This window comes from Microbispora bryophytorum (assembly GCF_006874465.1).
Lineage (GTDB): Bacteria > Actinomycetota > Actinomycetes > Streptosporangiales > Streptosporangiaceae > Microbispora > Microbispora bryophytorum.
Window position 1 is genome coordinate 74,806 of record NZ_VIRL01000006.1, and the last position, 19,645, is coordinate 94,450.

Below are 19,645 nucleotides of genomic sequence, written 5' to 3' on the forward strand. Positions count from 1 at the left end.
CCGCAGTCAGGCGCGTCGCTCGTTCGCCGGCACCGGGGTGTTCTCCACCTGCGACGGCTCGTCGTACGCGTCGGCTGCGCCGGGGATCGCGGCCGGCGTGGGCGCGGCGTCGGCGGTCGGGGGACAACCGGAGACCGGCAGGCGCAGCACGAACATGGCGCCGCCGTACGGCGACTCGGAGGCCACCAGGCTGCCGCAGTGGGCGCGGGCGATGTCCCGGGCGATGGCCAGGCCGAGCCCGGCGCCCCCGCGGCCCCGGCTGCGCGCCGTGTCCGACCTGGTGAACCGTTCGAAGACCCGCTCCCGTTCGCCGACCGGGACGCCGGGACCGTCGTCGCTGACCCACAACTCGACGAAGCCGTCGGCGCGCCGAAGCCCGACCTCGGCCACGCTCCGGGCGTGCCGCTGCGCGTTGTCGAGCAGGTTGGTGAGCAGCCGGGCGAGGTGGAGCGGCGCGGCGTGCATCCTGACGCCGTCCTCCAGTTGAAGGCGCACCGGAATCCGGTCGCTCCGGCGGGCGACCTCATCCCTGACCAGCGCGGACATGTCCACCGGCTTGCGGTCCGGGGCCGTCGCGCCCACCTTGGCCAGCAGGAGCAGGTCGTCGATGATCGTTTCCAGCCGCTCCACGTCGAGCAGCGCGTCCTTGAGCAGCGACCGCAGGTCGGTCTCGTCGGGGTGAAGCTGCGCCTCCTCCAGTTGCGTGCGCAGGCCGGCGAGCGGAGTCCGCAGTTCGTGGGACGCGTCCGCGGCGAACTCGCGCTGCCGCCGCAGTGCCCGCTCGGTGGTGAGCTTCGCCTGTTCGATGCGGGCAAGCGTGCTGTTCACGGTGCGGGCGAGCCGGGCGATCTCGTCGTCCCCGGCCGGTACGGGCACCCGGGTGTCCAGGTCGTTCACGTTGACGGCGGCCAGGTCGCTTCGGATCGCCTCGACCGGGCGCAGGGTGCGTCCGGCGATCTTCCAGGCTGCCCAGGCGGTGAGCAACACAAGCACGGAGACCTCCACGGTGAAAAGTAGATCGAACATCGCGACAGGGGTGAAGCCGTCGATGGGGCGTCCCGCGTACACGACGGGGGAGTCGGGCCCCGGCATCACCCGGAGCGCCGACAGATGCAGGCAGCCGATCCCGTCGTGCGCGCAGGCCTGCACGTCCTGCATCGGATCCTCCTCCGACGGCCAGAAGGAGCTCAGCGGGGGCAATCCCTGGGCGGCGGGCGAGGCGGCGAGCACCCGCCGGTTCGGGGCCACCACCTGGACCAGGTCGACTCCGGTCACCTGCGGGGTGATCAAGTGGTGGAAATGGCCCGAACGCCACGCGGCGGCCGTGAGCGCGGCCTCCTGCCGTGCGTCGAGCCAGACCGCGGTCGAGAACGCCTGCCGGGCGACAATGCTGCCCAGGATCCCGGTGGGGATCAGCAGCAGGGTGGCGAGCGCCGTGACGAGGACGGTGATGCGTCCCCGGATGGAGGGAGGCCGGAACCTTCGCAGTAACGATGGGCCGCTGACCTTCATCGCCGTCCTCCTCGCGATGGCGTTCCCTGCCGAGCGGAACTGGCGGCGGCGGCCCGCTCCTCGGTCGTCATACGGCCTCCGGGCGGCTTGCCACGCCTGTCTGATTGGGATGAGGCTCGCAACGGCAGGCGGAGTGATCGACGCGTTCTGCCTGGTCAGGTCGCTGCTTCTCGGCTTCGCACCACGCTAACACTAAACTTGAAGACCTCAAGTAAAGGAATTGTTCAAGTTTTATCGCACGGCCGTCGCCGGTCGATCTCATCCGTGCGGACCGGCGGGAACTCACCGGAAAGTCTGATCGTTGCCACTGTGGTGGAGTGGCGCTTCCCCTTGTGGGGGCACCACTCCTCGGGCACCATCCCCACTAGGCCGCGCAGCGGCTGATCAGTGAGTCGCGTCCTGGAGGAAGCGAATGGAGAGCAAGAACCCCATATTCAGTCGGCGCGGGGCGGCTGGTCGGCAGGCGTGGGCCGGTCCTACGCCCAGCGTGCAGCAGCTGAACCAGATGTATGCCACGCCGTCGTACGCTCCCCCCGGGGCGCGGACCATGACCATCGACGACGTCGTGGTGCGGAGCGCCATGACCCTCGGCACGCTCGTCGTGTCGGCGGCCCTGGCCTGGTACTTCAACGTCGGCTGGGGGCTGGCGGCGCCGGCGATGATCGTGGGCCTGATCCTCGGGCTCATCGTGTCGTTCAAGCAGAGCACGAACCCCGCGCTGATCCTCGGGTACTCCGTGTGCTACGGCATCGCGATCGGCGTGCTGAGCCACATGTACGAAAACGTCTACAACGGCATCGTCCTGCAGGCCGTGCTCGGCACGATGGTCGCGTTTGGCGGCACGCTCGCCGTGTACGCGCTGAAGATCTTCCGGCCGACGCCGAAGTTCGCCAAGTTCGTGATCGCCGCCGCGTTCGGCGCGGTCGGCCTGATGCTGATCAACTGGATCGCGGGCATCTTCGTCACCGGCGGCCTGGGCCTGCGCACCGACAGTCCCATCGGCTGGATCTTCAGCGTCGGCATGATCCTGCTCGGCTGCTTCTTCCTGCTGCTCGACTTCAGCGAGATCGAGCAGGGGGCGCGGGCCGGCGTGCCGGAGCGCTACTCGTGGCTGATGGCGTTCGGTCTGACCCTGAGCCTCGTCTGGCTCTACCTGGAGATCCTCCGCTTCATCAGCTACTTCACGAGCAACGACTAGCCGTACGACCAGAAGGGGCGCCGTTCCTCCGGGAACGGTGCCCCTTTGTTGTGCTATATCAGGATCTGGTGATCGGCGCTGCAACTTTTGATCAACATCCTGTAACAAATCAATGCCACAGAGGGCTTGTCAAGCGCGGACCGGTGATGCACTGTGACACAAAGCAGCCTTTTCCGTGGAGGTGCCCATGTCGTTGAACCACTCACCGGAGACCCAGACCAAGCTGATCGCCCGCGTCCCGTCCATAACCGGACGCGACCTCCCAGAGTGGTTCGAAGCCATCGACAACGGCCCGTCGTTCCTACGCTGCGACGAGCGAGCCAACTGGCTCGCTGACGAGCACGGGCTGAGCCACGGCTACGCCGCCGCCATCGTCCTCGAACACGAACGGCGCCGTCGCTTCTAGACCGAGGCGCGGGAAGGGGCAGTGACGTCCCGCGCACACCGGCAACAGCCGTCCCACGTTCCGTACGGAGGTTTCCCGCCCAGGGGCACTGAGGCGCCCGCACCGGTCCGGTGCGGGCGCATCATTGTTCTATGGATCTCGACAAGGCGCGTGAGTTCGTCAGGAGCAACCACCGAGCGGTCATGGTGACCCGCTATGCGGACGGCCGGCCGCAGACCTCCCCGGTGACCGTCGGCTGCGACAAGGACGGCTACATCGTCATCAGCAGCCGCGAGACGGCCGTCAAGACCCGCAACCTGCGGCACAACCCCCAGGTCGTGCTCACGGTGATGACCGACGCCTTCTACGGCGAATGGATGCAGATCGAGGGCACCGCGCACGTCGTCTCGCTGCCGGACGCGATGGAGCACCTGGTGCAGTACTACCGCGACATCAGCGGCGAGCACCCGGACTGGGACGACTACCGCGCCGTGATGATCCGGGACAAGCGAGTGATCATCCGGGTCGAGCCCACGCGCGCGGGCCCCGACCACCACGGCTGAGTCCGTGCCGGTCCCGGCCCTGGCCGGGACCGGCACGAAGCCCGTCGCTCAGGACAGCCGCTCCAGGACCATCGCCATGCCCTGGCCGCCGCCGACGCACATCGTCTCCAGCCCGATCGGCTTGTCGTGGAACCGGAGGCTGTTGACCAGCGTGGAGGTGATGCGGGCGCCGGTCATGCCGAAGGGGTGGCCCACCGCGATCGCGCCTCCGTTCACGTTGAGCCGCTCGATGTCGATGCCCAGCTCCTGGTAGGAGGGGATCACCTGGGCCGCGAACGCCTCGTTGATCTCGACCAGGTCGACGTCGCCGATCGACATGCCCGCGCGGGCGAGGGCCTGCCGCGACGCCTCGACCGGGCCCAGTCCCATGATCTCGGGGGACAGGCCGGTGACGCCGGTCGACACGATCCGGGCGAGCGGCGTGATGCCCAGCTCGGCGGCCTTGGTGTCGCTCATGACGACCACCGCGGCGGCGCCGTCGTTCAGCGGGCAGCAGTTGCCCGCCGTCACCGTGCCGTCCGGACGGAAGACCGGCTTGAGCTGCGAGACCGCCTCGTACGTCGTGCCGGCCCTGGGGCCGTCGTCCTTGCTCACCACGGTGCCGTCGGGAAGCGTCACCGGGGTGATGTCGCTCTCCCAGAAGCCGTTGGCGATGGCCTTCTCGGCGAGGTTCTGCGAGCGCACGCCGAACTCGTCCTGTTCACGCCGCGAGACGCCCCTCAGGGCCGCGACGTTCTCGGCCGTCTGGCCCATGGCGACGTAGACGTCCGGCAGCGCGCCGTCCTCGCGCGGGTCGTGCCACACCGGCGCCCCCTCCTTCGCGGTCTCCTCCGTCCGCGCCTTCGCCTCGTCGAACAGCGGGTTCTGCGCCTGGGGCATGTCGGAGCTGCCGTTCACGAAGCGGGAGACGGTCTCGACACCCGCCGAGATGAACACGTCGCCCTCGCCCGCCTTGATGGCGTGGAACGCCATCCGGGTCGTCTGGAGCGAAGAGGAGCAGTAGCGGGTCACCGTGGTGCCCGGCACCGTGTCGAGCCCGAGCATCACCGCGACCACACGTCCCAGGTTGTGGCCCTGCTCGCCGCCGGGGAGCCCGCAGCCCAGCATGAGGTCGTCAACGTCTTTCGGATCGAGCTGCGGCACCTTCGCCAGCGCGGCGCGGACCATCTGCACGGTGAGGTCGTCCGGGCGGATGTCCTTGAGCGACCCCTTGAAGGCGCGGCCGATCGGCGACCGCGTGGTCGCCACGATGACTGCCTCGGGCATGTGACTCTCCTGCCTGATCTCGTGCCCCTCCACTCAGGGTTTCGGGGGGCCTCCTTCCCGGAGGTTACCCCTCGGTACGCCGCCCGCCACGTCCCGGGCCCCACTCAACAGAATTTTGTACTACTGCACAAGCCGGTGAATCAGCCGTACATGCCGGGGGTTGTGGCGGTGCGGTCGTTGACGGCGTGGAGGCCGCCCTTCTCGTCGCGCCACAGGCGCCAGCCGTTCTGGCTGCCGGTGAACCAGGAGGGCGGCGCGGAGGAGGAGTCCTTGCGCTTGCCCGTGGCCAGGTCGAACTCGCACAGCGCCGCGATCGAGTAGAACCCGGAGATCATGCCGCGCAGCGGCAGCGGCTTGGGGTCGGTCACGCAGAACGACCAGCCGGTCGCGCCGCTCACCGGGGTCGGTTCGCCGGTGCCGAGGTCGAAGACCGAGCCGGGCGCGTCGCGCTTGAGGAAGCCGAGTTTGTTCATCTCGGGCGGGAAGGCCAGCCACCAGCCGGACCCCGGGACCTGGGTGGGCGTGATCTGCCCCAGAACCCGTCCGGTTTCGGCGTCGAGCCGGGCGAACCCGCCGTACTGGCCCTGCTCGTCGACCGGCCGGACCACCGGCGCGAACGCGGGGTTGCCGCTGGGGTAGACGCGGACGACGGACGGCCGCATCCAGTCGACGGCGCCGTCGGCGAGACGCGCGGAGAACAGGCCGAACGTCGAGGTCTCCTTCGTCTGCGGGTTGGTGTACGGAGCGACGTAACCGATGATCTTGTCGCCCGTCGCGCCGAAGGACCAGCCCCCGCTCAGGTCGACGTCGGGGCCGAGGGCCTGCTCGATCGGCAGCTGCCAGATGGTCTTGCCGTCCTTGATCGCGCGGGCCTCCAGCACCGGGTGGGCGGCGAGCCTGAGCAGGACGACCTTGGACGCGTCGGACCATTCGACCTCCGCGATGCCGGCCAGGCGCCACTTCATGGCGCCGTTGCGGGGGTCGAGGACCACGACGCGGGCGGACGAGAGCGCGGTGTCCTCGGAGACGCAGACATACGGCCCGCAGCGCTGCGGGCCGAAGGTGGACCGAACGGGCCTGGTCCACTTCTGCTGCCCGGTGCGGGCGTCCCTGGCGACCAGGGCGGCGCCCTTGTGGCCGGCCGCGGCGGGGTCGAGCGCGATCACCACGGCCTGTCCGCCGCCGGTCTCCACGGTCGCCGGAGCCTGCACCCCCATGCCGGGGAGCCGGCCCGCCATCGTCGCGGGGTGCGCCCACAGCCGGCGGCCGGTGGCGAGGTCGAGGGCGACGGTCTCCAGGGAGCCGTCGGGCCGCATGGAGGTGGTCGTCGCGACGCCGCCTCCCGTAGTGGCCCGGCTGACCGCGTTCACCTGCGTGTTCTGCCAGGCCGGGTTGTCCTTGGCGGCCTCGTCGTCGCCGGAGCAGCCGGTGAGGGCGCCCCCGGTCAGCAGGGCGGTCGCGGCGAGTGCCAGAGCGGGTTTCACGTGGTTCAGCTGGGGCCGGATCATTTCGCTCCTACAGGGGGTGATGGCCCGGCCGCAGGAGGTGACCGGCCCTAGGCGTTCGGAAGCGGCCCGGGTCTCCGGCGGAGCAGCGCCGCCCACCGTCCATGGGGGCCGACCGCCCGGCCGGCGACACGGGTCGCGGTGACCTCGGTGCCGGGTTCCTCCACGGCCATTGCGGCCAAGAGGTATTGCGATCCTTCGACGCGCACGGGTTCCGGCTCGGGCCACAACCCCAACGCAGCGCATACAGAAGGTAGCACTGCGTACGCGGCCTGTAGGTAACCTCGGGCAGATGGATGAAAACGATCAGGTCCGAACATCTCGGCAGGGTTCGCGTCGAACTCGGGTCCGAGCAGGTCGGCGAACGCCACGGTGCGGCCGCCCGCCTCGACGACGGCGACCGTCTGGGCCGCGGCGAGCTGCCGCGACCAGCGCCGTGTGACCCATCGCAGCGGTTGCGCGATCGGGCGTACGGTGCCCAGGTCGGGGCAGGTCCCCACGACCACCTCCGCACCGGCCTCGCGCAGCCGGCGCACCGCCTTCTGCAGGTGCCGCACGGCGCGGGCCGGCAGGGTGGCCGTGGTCACGTCGTTGGCCCCCACGAACACGAGCGCGATCTCCGGCCGGGCCTCCAGCGCGCGGTCCACCTGGGCGCCGAGGTCCACCGACGCCGCGCCCGACTGACCGGCGACGGTGAGCCGCACCGGGCGCTCGGCCACCGCCGCGAGGCCGTACGCGATGCGGACGGCCGGAGTGTCCTCGGGGCGGGTCAAGCCGAGGCCGACGGACAGGGAGTCGCCGAGGACGACCATGCGGATCGGCTCCCCGGGGAAGGCGCCGTACACGCCGTCGGCCTGCGGGCCGTCGAGGCCGTGCGGCTGCCCGACGATGCGCCGGGCCACCATGGCCTCGGCCACCAGCAGGCCGTACGTGACCGCTCCCAGGGCCGTCAGCCCGCCTCCGCCGACGGCGGCGGCGGTGGCGATGCGCCGCGCGGCGCGCACCGCGCCGGACGTCCAGATCACCCGCCCTCCTCCTGCTCACGGTACGGTTTGAAGAAGAAACTAGCCGAGTTCCGGCCACCCCTATCGGAATCCCGGCTGACGGCAGGCTGACAAGCTTCGGCAAACAAGGTGGTCATCGCGGTGCGCGTACACGACTCGCTGGTGGAGCTGATGGGCGACACTCCGCTCGTCCGGCTGCGCAAGGTCACGGCGGGCGCGTCCGCCCAGGTCCTGGCCAAGGGGGAGTACTTCAACCCCGGCGGCTCGGTGAAGGACCGCATCGCGGTGCGGATGATCGAGGCGGCCGAGCGGAGCGGCGAGCTCAAGCCGGGCGGCACGATCGTCGAGCCGACCTCCGGCAACACCGGCGTGGGCCTGGCCATCGTGGCTCAGGAGAAGGGCTACCGCTGCCTGTTCGTCTGCCCGGACAAGGTCGCCCAGGACAAGATCAACGTGCTGCGGGCGTACGGCGCGGAGGTCGTCGTCTGCCCGACAGCCGTCTCGCCCGACCACCCCGACTCGTACTACTCGGTGTCCGACCGGCTGGCCCGCGACACCCCGAACGCCTGGAAGCCCGACCAGTACTCCAACCCCGAGAACCCGGCGAGCCACTACCACTCCACCGGCCCGGAGATCTGGGAGCAGACCGAGGGCAGGATCACGCACTTCGTCGCCGGCATCGGCACCGGCGGGACGATCAGCGGCACCGGCAAGTACCTCAAGGAGGTCTCCGGCGGGCGGGTGAAGATCATCGGCGCGGACCCCGTCGGTTCCGTCTACTCCGGCGGCACCGGCCGTCCCTACCTGGTGGAGGGCGTGGGCGAGGACATCTGGCCCGCGACGTACGACACCACGATCTGCGACGAGATCATCGCGGTCTCCGACAAGGACTCGTTCGGCATGACGCGCAGGCTCGCCCGCGAGGAGGCGCTGCTCGTCGGCGGCTCGTGCGGCATGGCCGTGGTGGCGGCGGTCCGGGTGGCCCAGGCGGCCGGGCCGGACGACGTCGTGGTCGTGCTGCTGCCGGACGGCGGCCGCGGCTACCTGTCGAAGATCTTCAACGACGAGTGGATGGCCGACTACGGCTTCCTCACCACGACGAGCGAGGAGGGCCTGGTCGGCGACGTGCTGGGGCGCAAGACGCCGGGCCTGCCCGAGTTCGTCCACGTCCATCCGCACGAGTCCGTCGGCACGGCGATCTCGATCATGCGGGAGTACAACGTCTCCCAGCTTCCGGTCATGAAGGAGGAGCCGCCGGTCATGGCGGCCGAGGTCATCGGCTCGATCGTGGAGCGCGATCTGCTGGAGGGTCTCTACCGCGGCCGGATGCGGTCCGACGACGAGATCGGCGGCCACATGTCCGCCCCCCTGCCCATGATCGGGTCAGGTGAGCCGGTGGCCCGGGCGGTCGAGGTGCTGGAGAAGGCCGACGCCGCCGTGGTCCTCGACGACGGCAGGCCGGTGGGCATGGTCACCCGCCAGGACCTGCTGGCCTTCCTCGCCAACCACTAACCCACCCCTCCCACCCCCTCCGCGTGATCTTGTAGTTTGTCGCAGAGGCATGGCTTGACCAGGGCGTACGCCCTCCGTGATCAGGCAGAAAATCGAGCGCACCCCGTCTGGCCTGCGCAGCGAGCGTCCGTGATCTTGCAAATGCAAGATCACGGAGCGTGTCCGGGCAGGTCATGCGGTGAGGCTGAGAATAAGTACAAGATCACGGAAGACGTTTGCGCAGTTCACGGCTCTCTTTGCAACAAACTGCAAGATCACGGGGGGAGGGTAGGCTCGGCTTTATGAACCAAGGTTTTGAGACGCTGGCCATCCACGCGGGTCAGGAGGCGGACCCGCACACGGGTGCCGTCGTTCCTCCTATATACGCCGTTTCCACCTACAAGCAGGACGGCGTGGGCGGCCTGCGGGCGGGATACGAGTACAGCCGGTCAGCCAACCCGACCAGAACCGCCCTTGAGGAGGCGCTGGCCGCCGTGGAGGGCGGTGCGCGCGGGCTGGCCTTCGCGTCGGGACTCGCCGCCGAGGACACGCTGCTGCGCACCGTCTGCAAGCCCGGCGACCACGTGGTGATCCCCGACGACGCGTACGGCGGCACCTACCGGCTGTTCTCCCGGGTGCTCCGGGAGTGGGGGGTCTCCTTCGACCCGGTGCCGCTCGGCGACCTCGACGCGGTGCGCGCCGCCGTACGGCCGGACACCAAGGCGATCTGGGTGGAGACGCCCACGAACCCCCTGTTGAACGTCGCCGACATCGCCGCGCTGGCGGACGTCGCCCACGACGGCGGCGCGGTGCTCGTGGTGGACAACACCTTCGCCTCGCCCTACCTGCAGCAGCCGCTCAGCCTGGGCGCGGACGTCGCGGTCCACTCGACGACCAAGTACGTCGGCGGCCACTCCGACGTGGTCGGCGGCGCGCTGGTGACGCGGTCGGCGGACCTCGGCGAGCGGCTGGCCTACCACCAGAACGCTATGGGCGCGGTGGCCGGGCCGTTCGACGCCTGGCTCACCCTGCGCGGCCTCAAGACGCTGGGCGTGCGGATGGACCGGCACTGCGACAACGCCGAGCGCGTGGTCGACCTGCTGCTGTCGCACCCGAAGGTCGTCCAGGTCCTCTACCCGGGCCTGCCCGAGCACCCCGGCCACGAGATCGCGGCCAAGCAGATGCGCCGCTTCGGCGGGATGGTGTCGTTCCGCGTCGAGGGCGGCGAGGAGGCGGCCGTCGAGATCTGCAACCGCGCCAAGCTGTTCACGCTCGGGGAGTCGCTCGGCGGCGTCGAGTCGCTGATCGAGCACCCGGGCCGGATGACCCACGCGTCGGCCGCCGGGTCGCCGCTGGAGGTCCCGGCCGACCTGGTCCGCCTGTCGGTCGGCATCGAGACCGTCGACGACCTGCTGGCCGACCTTTCCGAGGCCCTCGGCTGACGACCGCCTGACGCCTGTTCGGCGCCTGTTCCGCGCCCGTTCCGCGCTCTGTCTAGCGCCCGCTCCGCGTCGGGGCCGCAGGCTCCGGCGCGGAGGCGCGGGCGGGAGCCACCCACCGTTCGCACAGCAGGGCGGCGAGCGCCGCGGCGGTCAGGACGGCGCCCGCGACGGTCACGCTCCGAACCCCCGAGTGGTCGATGAGTGCGCCGCCGAGCAGCGACCCGCCCGCGATGCCGACGTTGAAGGCCGAGCCGCTGCCGGCCGAGGCGATGTCGGTGCTGCCCGGGGCCACCTGCAGCGCGCGGCTCGCGATGGCCGCCGCCAGCGCGCTGAACGACATGCCCGTCACGCAGAGGGCCACCACCGCCACCGGGTGCAGGGAGCCGAAGACGTACAGGGCGAGCAGCGCGCACGTGATGAGGGCCAGCGGCCCGACGAGGGCGGCCCTTGGCCGGCTGTCGAGCAGCCGGCCGACCACGATGGTCCCCGCGACCCCGGAGATCCCGGACGCGAGGAGCAGCGGGCTGAGCGCGGCCGGGGCGAAGCCGCCGAAGTCCAGCAGGAACGGCGTGATGTAGGTGTACGCGGTGAGGTAGCCGCCCACGCCGATGACGGTGGCGCCGATGAGCAGCGCGTAGCGGCGGGCGTCCGGGGTCGCGCCGCGTCCGGGTTCGTGACCAGTGGAGCCTGCGCCTGTCTGGCGGCGGCCGGGCATGAGCGTCGCCACGGTCACGCAGGTGACCAGGCCGACGGCGGCGGCCAGGGCGAACGCGGTCCGCCAGCCGACCTGCTGGCCGAGCCAGGTGCCCGCCGGGACGCCGAGGACGGGCCCGAGGGAACTGCCGATCGACATCCGGGCGATCGCGCGCCCCCGGATCTCCGGGGGGAACATCGCCGCCGCGGCCGGGGTCGCGACCGACCAGAACAGCGCCTGGGTGGCCCCGACCAGCAGCCGGGCGGCCAGCAGCGTCGGATAGTTCGGCGCCACGGCGGTCAGCAGCATTCCCACGACGAACACGCCGAGCGTGACGGTGAGCAACCTGCGCCGCGGCACCCGCTGGGTCAGCCGGGTGAGCGGCAGCGACGCCAGCACCACGACCGCGGCGTACCCCGTGACCAGCAGGCCCGTCTCGGACGGTGATCGGTTCAGATCGTTCGCCATGACCGTGAGCAGCCCGATGGGGAGGACCTCGGCGGTGACGTAGGTGAACGCCCCGACGGCGAGGGCGACCAGCGCCCACGCCGCCCGGCGTTGCGTCGTAAGGTGCACCCGCTCCTCTTTCCCCCGTTTCCGGCCAAAGACGTTCTACCGGACATTCAGGGGAAAGCGGGAATCTTTCTCAGGGGTTGAAGAAGACCATCAGGAACAGGATGACGAGCCAGATCAGGGCGCTGATGCCGCCCAGCGCGGCGATCCGACCGGTCTGCACCTTGGCGTCGTCGTCCGGCGACTCGCTGGACAGCGCCGCGATGGCCGTGCGCTGGTCACGCTCGACGATCACCAGCAGTACGGCCGCCACGACGAACAGCGTCATCGACACCGACAGGTAGGGCGCGCCGAGAGCGCTGCGGCCCAGCAGCAGGCCGAACAGGAAGACCCCGATCGTGAGCAGGCCGAACAGCCGGGTGGCGCGGTGCAGATACCGCAGCACCGCGACCTCCCGGGCCCGGATGTAGCGCGGCGTGACGCTCGTGACCGCCGTGAGCGGACCGAGCGCGAAGATCGCGAATCCTATGTGCAGCCACAGCAGGAAATGGTCGAGAGGCGACATGGGCAGAGGCTATCGCCTGGGCTGATCGCCCCGCAGCCGCCCGGCCGCCCCCGTCTCGGGCGCGCCGGACGCCGGGGCGTCCAGGAGCTACTTCCGGCGACGGGGGCGGTTGTGGACCGCCATTTCGTACAGCACTCCGGTGAGGATCATGAGAACGACGAGACCTACCGCTGCGAACATGGGAGCGCTCCTTCCACGGGCATGTGGAACGACCAGCGCGAACAGAGGATGCCTGTCTATCGTCCGCCGATTGCAACCCGGTCGGCAATCGATTATCGATGTCCCGGTACCGGTCTCCGGGAGCCACGGCCGCCGGCTCCCCGCTCGCGCCCGCCTTCCGCAGCTCGTCCGGTCACCATCCGTCGCCTGGGAACGCGCCCCCGAATCACGCCGATGTGTTTAGCAATGCCCGACATGGCAGGCGATGAACCACTTCCCGACGTCCGGTAAAGGCGACGGGTCGCGATCCGGGGCCGCGACTGAGCGCCGACCGGGCCGTGATCGCACCGGCTACCGGCCAGCCGGCTCATGGCTCGGGCGCTCAGCGGGTGCGGCGGGCGCGCAGGAAGTCGCTGACGACGTACTCGCCGAGGCGGTCGGCGCTGGCGGAGAAGACGCGGCCGCCGTTGCGCCGGGCGACCTCGTCCACGAACTCCCGCAGCCGGTCGTCGGCGGCCAGCATGAAGACGTTGATCGTCGCGCGCCGCCGGGTCATCTTGTCGACCTCGGCGAGCGTCAGCGTCAACGTCTCCTGCGACGGCGGCCACTCGAAGCGCGGCACGCCGTCACGCATCAGGTGCGCCGTCGGCTCGCCGTCGGTCACCACCAGGACCACCGGCTCGAAGTCCGGGTGCCGGTCGAGGTGCCGGCCCGCGATCAGCAGCGCGTGGTGCAGGTTGGTGCCCTGGACCATGTCCCATTCGAGCCCGGCCAGCTCGTCGGGCCGCAGCACCCGGGCGTAGTTCGAGAACCCGATGATCTGCACCGCGTCCTGCGGGAACTTCGAGGCCACCAGCGCCTGCAGGGCGAGCGCGGTCTGTTTGGCCGCCGCCCAGGTGCCGCGCAAGGCCATCGAGTAGGATAGGTCGACCAGCAGGCACACGGCCGCGGCCGAGCGCCGCTCGGTCTCCACGACCTCGAAGTCGTCCACCGACAGGCGCACCGGCGCGCCCCCGCCCCGCTGTACGCCGTTCACGACCGTGCGTACGACGTCGATGGGCTGCTCGTCGCCGAAGCGCCACAGACGGGTCGATCCGGTCGGCTCCCCGGCCGTGCCCGCGTCGCGCTGGTCGTGGTCGCCGCGGCGGCCCGAGTCGAGCGAGGCGAAGACCCGGCGCAGGGCGGTCTCCCCGAGCCGGCGTACGGCCTTGGGCGTGAGCTCCAGCTTGCCGCGGTTGCGGCGCAGGTAGCCCTGGGCCTCCAGCTCGCGCTCGACCTGCCGCAGGGCCTCCAGGTCGTCCACGGCCGAGCGGCCGAGCGCCCGCCTGACGGCGGCCTCGTCGATGTCGTCGAGCCGGGCGCCGGGGTAGTCCTGGCGCAGCGCGGTCTCCAGGTCGCCGAGGTCGGCCAGCTCCTGCAGGGCCGTCACGGCGTCGCCCATGCCCATCGGCTGCTCGCCGGACACCCGTTCGGGTGCGCCCCAGGCGAGGTCGGGGCGGCGGGCGGAGAGGGCGTCGCCGAGCCGGCGCATCTGCTCGGCCAGGCCCGCCTGCTCCAGCGTGTGGTTGATCAGCCCGGCCAGCTCCTCGCGCTGCTCCGGGGTGAGCGAGGCGAGCAGCCGCTGCGCGGCGGCGGCGCGGCGGGCGAGCTGGTCGACCAGCTCGTCGAGGTTCCGCGGGTTCTCGGGGAACATGTCCCCGTATTTCTGTATGAACTGGTCGAAGTCCTCCTGGGTGTGCTCGCCCCGGGCGTCACGGTCCAGCATGTCGTTGAGGTCCGACATCATCTGCCTGACCCGCTCCATGGCGGCCGGGTCGGGGTTGGCCAGCGCGTCGCGCATGCCGCGGAACCGGCTGTCGAGGACCTCCCGGCGCAGCAGGTCGCGCAGCTCCTCGAACGTCTGCCGCGCGGCGGCCGAGCGCCAGTCGTAGCCGGCCAGCTCCTGGACCGCCCGCGCCGCGTCCGAGGGCAGCGCGTCCAGCGCCGACTCCCGGAAGCGGGCGTCATCGTAGGGATCGGGGAACAGTTCGGCCCGCTCCTGGCCGATCGCCTTGTCGAGCAGGGCGCGCGCGCGTTCCAGCGTGCCGTCGAGCCGGGTGTTGTCCCGCAGCTCGCGGCGGCGCCGCCGTACCTGGCGGAGCAGGTCGTCGAGGCCGCGACGGTCGGGAGCGCCGGGGAGCCCTCGCCTGAGCAGGTCGCGCAGCGCGTCGAGCGGTGTCGAGCCGGACAGGACGGCGTCGCCCATACCGTCCAGCGCCGAACGCACGTCGTAGGGGGGAGCCAGCGGATCCGGCCCGTCGTGGTACTCCCGGTAGAAGTAGCTCATGGCCGGGTCACGTCCGGTACACCGCGGTGCCGTCGGTCTCGTCCTTGGACAGCCTGCGCATCAGGTAGAGCCCCTCCAACGTGAACTCCAGGGCCGCGGCGGCGTGGCCGGGCGACTCGTCGCCCTCGCCCATGCCGAGCCGCGCCATGATCTTCGACAGGCCCTCGACGCGGCCGATCCTGCGCAGCAGCTCGTGAGCCGCCACCAGCTCGCCGGACTCGACCTGCGCGCCCTCGCCGAACCTGTCGAGCAGCGGCGCGAGGTCGGCGCCGCCGAGCGAGGCGCGGAAGGTCTCGGCCGTCGCGCGGCGCAGCAGGTGGGCGAGCACGTCGATCTCCCGCCCCTCCTCGCTGACCTCGAACTCGACCTTGCCGCGCAGCGTGTGGACCACGCCGGGCAGGTCGCACACCCGCGTGACGGGCCGCTCCTCCCCGGTCAGCGCGGCCCGCCGTACGGCGGAGGCGGCGGCGGTCTCGGCGGCGGCGATCGAGAAGCGGGCCGACACGCCCGAGCGGGAGTCGACGGCGGTGGACTCGCGGACCAGACGGGTGAACCTGGCGATCACCTCCACCAGGTGGTCGGGCAGGTCCGCGCCGAGGGCGTCGAGGTCGGCCTCCTGGCGGATCAGGACCAGCTCGTCCTCGACCGTGCGGGGGTAGTGGGTGCGGATCTCCGCGCCGAAGCGGTCCTTGAGCGGAGTGATGATCCGGCCGCGGTTGGTGTAGTCCTCGGGGTTCGCGCTGGCGATCAGCAGGATGTCGAGGGGGAGGCGCAGATTGTAGCCGCGGACCTGGATGTCGCGCTCCTCCAGCACGTTGAGCAGCGCCACCTGGATGCGCTCGGCCAGGTCGGGCAGCTCGTTGACGGAGAAGACGCCCCGGTTGGTGCGGGGGACCAGGCCGTAGTGGACCGTCTCGGGGTCGCCGAGCGTGCGGCCCTCGGCGATCTTGATGGGGTCGACGTCGCCGATCAGGTCGCCGACCGAGGTGTCCGGCGTGGCCAGCTTCTCGCCGTACCGGTCCTCGCGGTGCTTCCAGGCAACCGGCAGATCGTCGCCGGTGTCGCCGGCCAGCCGCCGGCACCGGGCGCAGACCGGCGCGTACGGATGGTCGTTGATCTCACAGCCCTCGACCACGGGCGACCACTCGTCGAGCAGGCCGGTGACGGTGCGGATCAGGCGGGTCTTGCCCTGGCCGCGCTCGCCGAGGAGCACGAGGTCGTGACCGGCGATCAGCGCCCTCTCCAGGTGGGGCAGGACGGTGTCGTCGAATCCGACGATGCCGGGGAACCGGTTCTCACCGGCCCGCAGCCGGGCCAGGAGGTTCTCCCTGATCTCGGCCTTGACCGTGCGGTGCCGGTGTCCACTCTCGCGCAGTTCACGCAGAGTGCTGGGGGCAGGCGTGGGCGATTTGTGCACGGAGTCGAGCCTACGTCCCCATCAGACGATCCTGCAGCCCGGTTTGAGAGACGCGGCTGCCGGCGGCCCGGCCCAATTGGCCGGGCGGCCCGCGCGTTGACCTCCTGTCAGTGGGGAGAATCGGCCCAAGGAAACAGTCGCGGAGGAAGAGAGGGCGAGACATGGCGGTATTGACGAGCCGCTTCGCCGACGGTCTCGCCGTGGGCGCAAACCTGGTGGAAGCGGCCGAGACGGCCGTACGCCAGGCGTTGGCCGGCCTGTCGGGTCCGCCGGACCTGGTGTGCTTCTTCATCTGTGGGGACGATCCCGACGACGTGGACCGGGCGGGCCGGCGGGCGATGTCCGTCGCGTCCGGCGCCGACGTGATCGGCTGCAGCGCGACCGGCGTCATCGGCCACGGCCAGGGCGTGGAGCTGACCCCTGCCGTGAGCGCGTGGGCGGCCTCCCTCGGCGGCGCCAGGATCGACACCTTCGCCCTGGAGACGCTCAGGACGGAGGACCGGTTCGTGGTCGTGGGGCTGCCCGAACGCGTGTCCGACGACCGGGCGGCGATCCTGCTCGCCGACCCCTACACCTTCCCCACCGACGCGTTCATCGAGCACTCGCACGAGGTGCTGGGCAACCTGCCGATCGTCGGCGGCCTCGCCAACGGGCTCAAGGGCCGTGGTTCCGTGCGGCTGTTCGCCAACGGAGAGGTCCACGACTCCGGCGCGATCGGAGTGGTCATCGGCGGTGCGGTGAACATCGGCACGGTCGTGAGCCAGGGCTGCCGGCCCATCGGACCGTCCATGGTCGTCACCCGGGCCGAGGACAACGTGCTGCTGGAGCTCGCCGGCCAGCCCGCCCTGGCCCGCCTGGAGGACATCGTCAGCGCTCTCGACGAGGAGGACCGCGACCTGGTGGCCACCGGTTTACAGATCGGCATCGCCATGGACGAGTACGCCGAGCGCCACGAGCGCGGCGACTTCCTGATCCGCGGGGTCATCGGCATCGATCCCGAACGCGAGGCGGTGGCCGTCGGCGACGTGATCGAGATCGGCAGGACGGTCCGGTTCCAGGTCAGGGATGCCGAGACCGCCGACGAGGACCTCTACGAACTGCTCGACGCCCATCTGCAGCAGCACTCCGGCCGGGTCGAGGGGGCCCTGCTGTTCTCCTGCAACGGCCGGGGCTCGGGCATGTTCGACTCGGCAGACCACGACGCGCTCGCCGTACGCGAGACGCTGGGGCCGATCGGGGTGGCGGGGTTCTTCGCCGCGGGCGAGGTCGGGCCGGTCAGCGGGCACAACCACGTCCACGGCTTCACCGCGTCGCTGCTCGTCTTCTCCAGCGGCACCGGATTCTCCAGCGGCACGGGCCTGTCCACCGGCACGGGAGCGGGTGCGTGAGCGACCTCACGTTGGCCGTCGACATCGGCGGCACGAAGTTCGCGGCGGGCCTGGTGGAGCCGGACGGGCAGGTCGTGACCGCCGAGCGGGCCGCCACCCCGCAGGGCGGCGACGCCGAGACGCTGTGGCGGACGCTGACCAGCCTGCTCGACCGGCTGGACGTGCCCGCCGCCCTCGCCGGCGTGGGCGTCGGCTGCGGCGGCCCGATGACCTGGCCAGAGGGGGAGGTCTCTCCGCTCAACATGGGCGGCTGGCGCGGTTTCCCGCTGCGCGGGAGGCTGGCCGCCCGCTTTCCCGGCGTCCCGGTCCGCATCCACAACGACGCCGTCTGCCTGGCCGTCGCCGAGCACTGGTGCGGCGCCGGGCGGGGGAGCGCGGCCATGCTGGGGATGGTCGTGTCGACGGGCGTCGGCGGCGGGCTGATCCTCGGCGGCAGGCTCATCGACGGCGGGACCGGCAACGCGGGTCACATCGGCCATGTCGTGGTCGACCCCGAGGGCCCGCCCTGCGGCTGCGGCGGCAACGGCTGCCTGGAGGCGATCGCCCGTGGCCCCGGCCTCGCCGCCTGGGCGCTCGCCCAGGGCTGGTCTCCGGGCGACGCCGCCACCGAAGGGGACCTCTACCGGGAGGAGGGGACGGCCACCGCGCGCAGGCTGGCCGCCGACGCCGCGGCGGGCGACGCGATCGCGCTGGCCGCGATGGCCAGGGCCGGGCGTGCCCTCGGCGTCGCGATCGCCTCGGCCGTCAACCTGTGCGACCTCGATCTCGTGACCGTCGGCGGCGGGCTCAGCCAGGCGGGCGATCTGCTGTTCGGGCCCCTGGAGGAGGCCTTGCGGGAGCACACCCGGATGGAATTCGCCGGGCGGGTGCGGGTCGTGCCCGCCGCGCTCGGTCAGGACGCCGGTCTCGTCGGCGCCGCCGCCCTTGTGATCGAGGGAGACAGATACTGGCGCCCCGGCCTCTGAAGGCGTGTCGCCTGCCGGGACCTGTGATGATTGGCCCATGGCTGTCCCACAGGTGACGTACGAGGACGTCGTCGCCGCGCGCGAGTTGCTGTCGGAAGTGGCGGCGCTGACGCCGGTCCTGCACTCACGGATGCTGTCCGAGATCGTCGGCGGCCCGGTGCACCTCAAATGCGAGAACCTCCAACGGGCCGGGTCGTTCAAGGTCCGGGGGGCGTACGTGCGGATCGCGCGGCTGAGCGAGGAGGAGCGGGCCAGGGGTGTGGTGGCGGCCAGCGCGGGCAACCACGCGCAGGGCGTGGCGCTGGGCTCGTCGCTCGTCGGGGCGAAGTCGACCGTCTACATGCCCGAGGGCGCGCCGCTGCCCAAGGTGGAGGCCACCCGGGCGTACGGCGCGGACGTGGTCTTCGCGGGGCACACGGTCGACCAGGCCCTGCGGGTGGCCAAGGAGCACGCCGACCGGACCGGCGCGGTGTTCATCCATCCGTTCGACCACCCCGACGTGATCGCCGGGCAGGGCACGGTCGGCCTGGAGATCCTTGAGCAGCTTCCCGGCACGGCCACGATCGTGCTGCCCATCGGCGGCGGCGGTCTGGCGGCGGGGGTCGCGCTCGCCGTGAAGTCCCAGCGTCCCGGGATCAAGGTGGTGGGCGTGCAGGCCGAGCGGGCCGCGGCCTATCCCGACTCGCTGGCCGCGGGCCGGCCCGTCATGGTCGAGCCCACATCGACGATGGCGGACGGCATCGCGGTCGGGCGGCCGGGCGACCTGCCGTTCGAGCTCATCCACTATCTGGTCGACAGTGTCGTGACGGTCTCGGAGGAGTCGCTGTCGCGGGCCCTGCTGCTGTGCCTCGAACGCTCGAAGCTGCTGGCGGAGCCGGCCGGGGTGGCGGGGGTCGCGGCGCTGCTCGACCAGCCGCACGCGTTCGAGCCGCCGGTGGTCGTCGTGCTGTCGGGCGGCAACATCGACCCGCTGCTGCTGGCCAGGGTGTTGCGGCACGGCCTGGCGGCGGCGGGCCGCTACCTCGCCTTCCGCATCCGGCTGACCGACCGTCCCGGGGCGCTGGCCGCGCTGCTGGCCCGGCTGGCCGACCTCGGCGCCAACGTGCTCGACGTGGTGCACGAGCGGTTCGGCTCCCGGCTGCATCTGGAGGAGGCCGAGGTCCTGCTGCAACTGGAGACCCGCGGCCCCGCGCACTGCGACGAGGTGCTGAGCGCGCTGCGGGGGGACGGCTACAAGTTGCTGTTCTCCTGA

Annotated in this window: 16 protein-coding genes; 8 read left to right on the forward strand and 8 right to left on the reverse strand. The window is 71.3% G+C overall.

Translation table 11 applies throughout. The features are described 5' to 3' along the window. Window positions 1-6: 6 nt before the first annotated feature. Complete coding sequence (locus tag FLX07_RS14080; protein WP_142571220.1) at window positions 7-1,512, reverse strand: HAMP domain-containing sensor histidine kinase; 1,506 nt, start codon at window positions 1,510-1,512, stop codon at window positions 7-9. Between the two features lie 412 nt (window positions 1,513-1,924). On the opposite strand from FLX07_RS14080, the gene FLX07_RS14085 reads away from it, so the two are divergent. From FLX07_RS14085 to FLX07_RS14095, 3 genes are all read left to right on the forward strand, one after another. Beyond that, entirely contained in the window at window positions 1,925-2,710 is a 786-nt protein-coding gene (locus tag FLX07_RS14085; RefSeq protein ID WP_142571221.1) for a Bax inhibitor-1/YccA family protein, read from the forward strand. 187 nt (window positions 2,711-2,897) lie between these two features. Then, window positions 2,898-3,116 (forward strand): DUF4287 domain-containing protein, encoded by a 219-nt coding sequence (locus FLX07_RS14090; protein ID WP_142571222.1) that lies wholly within the window; start codon window positions 2,898-2,900, stop codon window positions 3,114-3,116. 131 nt (window positions 3,117-3,247) lie between these two features. Further along, on the forward strand, window positions 3,248-3,658 hold the full coding sequence (locus FLX07_RS14095; RefSeq protein ID WP_142571223.1) for a PPOX class F420-dependent oxidoreductase: 411 nt from the start codon (window positions 3,248-3,250) through the stop codon (window positions 3,656-3,658). A gap of 48 nt (window positions 3,659-3,706) precedes the next feature. Here the strand turns inward: FLX07_RS14095 and FLX07_RS14100 are convergent, their stop codons facing one another. The 3 genes from FLX07_RS14100 to FLX07_RS14110 form a co-directional block, all read right to left on the reverse strand. Next, complete coding sequence (locus FLX07_RS14100; protein ID WP_142571224.1) at window positions 3,707-4,924, reverse strand: acetyl-CoA C-acetyltransferase; 1,218 nt, start codon at window positions 4,922-4,924, stop codon at window positions 3,707-3,709. A 140-nt stretch (window positions 4,925-5,064) separates the two neighbouring features. Continuing rightward, window positions 5,065-6,432: an outer membrane protein assembly factor BamB family protein gene (locus tag FLX07_RS14105; RefSeq protein ID WP_142571225.1), complete on the reverse strand. Its 1,368-nt coding sequence runs from the start codon at window positions 6,430-6,432 to the stop codon at window positions 5,065-5,067. Between the two features lie 47 nt (window positions 6,433-6,479). Next, complete coding sequence (locus FLX07_RS14110; protein WP_142571226.1) at window positions 6,480-7,454, reverse strand: SGNH/GDSL hydrolase family protein; 975 nt, start codon at window positions 7,452-7,454, stop codon at window positions 6,480-6,482. A 120-nt stretch (window positions 7,455-7,574) separates the two neighbouring features. Between FLX07_RS14110 and FLX07_RS14115 the strand changes: the two genes are divergently transcribed. Beyond that, window positions 7,575-8,945 carry a cystathionine beta-synthase gene (locus FLX07_RS14115; RefSeq protein WP_142571227.1) on the forward strand — a complete coding sequence of 457 codons (1,371 nt, stop codon included), beginning with the start codon at window positions 7,575-7,577 and terminating at the stop codon, window positions 8,943-8,945. A 281-nt stretch (window positions 8,946-9,226) separates the two neighbouring features. Then, window positions 9,227-10,366: a cystathionine gamma-synthase gene (locus FLX07_RS14120; RefSeq protein WP_142571228.1), complete on the forward strand. Its 1,140-nt coding sequence runs from the start codon at window positions 9,227-9,229 to the stop codon at window positions 10,364-10,366. A 52-nt stretch (window positions 10,367-10,418) separates the two neighbouring features. On the opposite strand, the gene FLX07_RS14125 is transcribed toward FLX07_RS14120, so the two are convergent. From FLX07_RS14125 to FLX07_RS14140, 4 genes are all read right to left on the reverse strand, one after another. Continuing rightward, complete coding sequence (locus FLX07_RS14125) at window positions 10,419-11,636, reverse strand: MFS transporter (RefSeq protein ID WP_142571229.1); 1,218 nt, start codon at window positions 11,634-11,636, stop codon at window positions 10,419-10,421. 70 nt (window positions 11,637-11,706) lie between these two features. Next, window positions 11,707-12,138, reverse strand: coding sequence for a hypothetical protein (locus tag FLX07_RS14130; protein ID WP_142571230.1), 432 nt, complete (start codon window positions 12,136-12,138; stop codon window positions 11,707-11,709). A gap of 541 nt (window positions 12,139-12,679) precedes the next feature. Next, the gene (locus tag FLX07_RS14135) at window positions 12,680-14,623 is read right to left on the reverse strand and encodes a vWA domain-containing protein (RefSeq protein WP_142571231.1); all 1,944 of its coding nucleotides are present in this window, start codon (window positions 14,621-14,623) and stop codon (window positions 12,680-12,682) included. Window positions 14,624-14,630: 7 nt separating this feature from the next. After that, on the reverse strand, window positions 14,631-16,040 hold the full coding sequence (locus tag FLX07_RS14140) for a sigma 54-interacting transcriptional regulator (protein ID WP_142571232.1): 1,410 nt from the start codon (window positions 16,038-16,040) through the stop codon (window positions 14,631-14,633). Window positions 16,041-16,201: 161 nt separating this feature from the next. Between FLX07_RS14140 and FLX07_RS14145 the strand changes: the two genes are divergently transcribed. The 3 genes from FLX07_RS14145 to ilvA are packed head-to-tail and all read left to right on the forward strand — an operon-like array spanning window position 16,202 to window position 19,645. Beyond that, window positions 16,202-17,428 (forward strand): FIST signal transduction protein, encoded by a 1,227-nt coding sequence (locus FLX07_RS14145; RefSeq protein WP_142571233.1) that lies wholly within the window; start codon window positions 16,202-16,204, stop codon window positions 17,426-17,428. Then, a complete protein-coding gene (locus FLX07_RS14150) occupies window positions 17,425-18,393 on the forward strand; it encodes an ROK family protein (protein WP_142571234.1) in 969 nt (322 codons plus the stop codon). The genes FLX07_RS14145 and FLX07_RS14150 overlap by 4 nt, the downstream gene beginning before the upstream one ends. A gap of 37 nt (window positions 18,394-18,430) precedes the next feature. Continuing rightward, window positions 18,431-19,645 carry a threonine ammonia-lyase gene (ilvA, locus tag FLX07_RS14155; RefSeq protein WP_142571235.1) on the forward strand — a complete coding sequence of 405 codons (1,215 nt, stop codon included), beginning with the start codon at window positions 18,431-18,433 and terminating at the stop codon, window positions 19,643-19,645.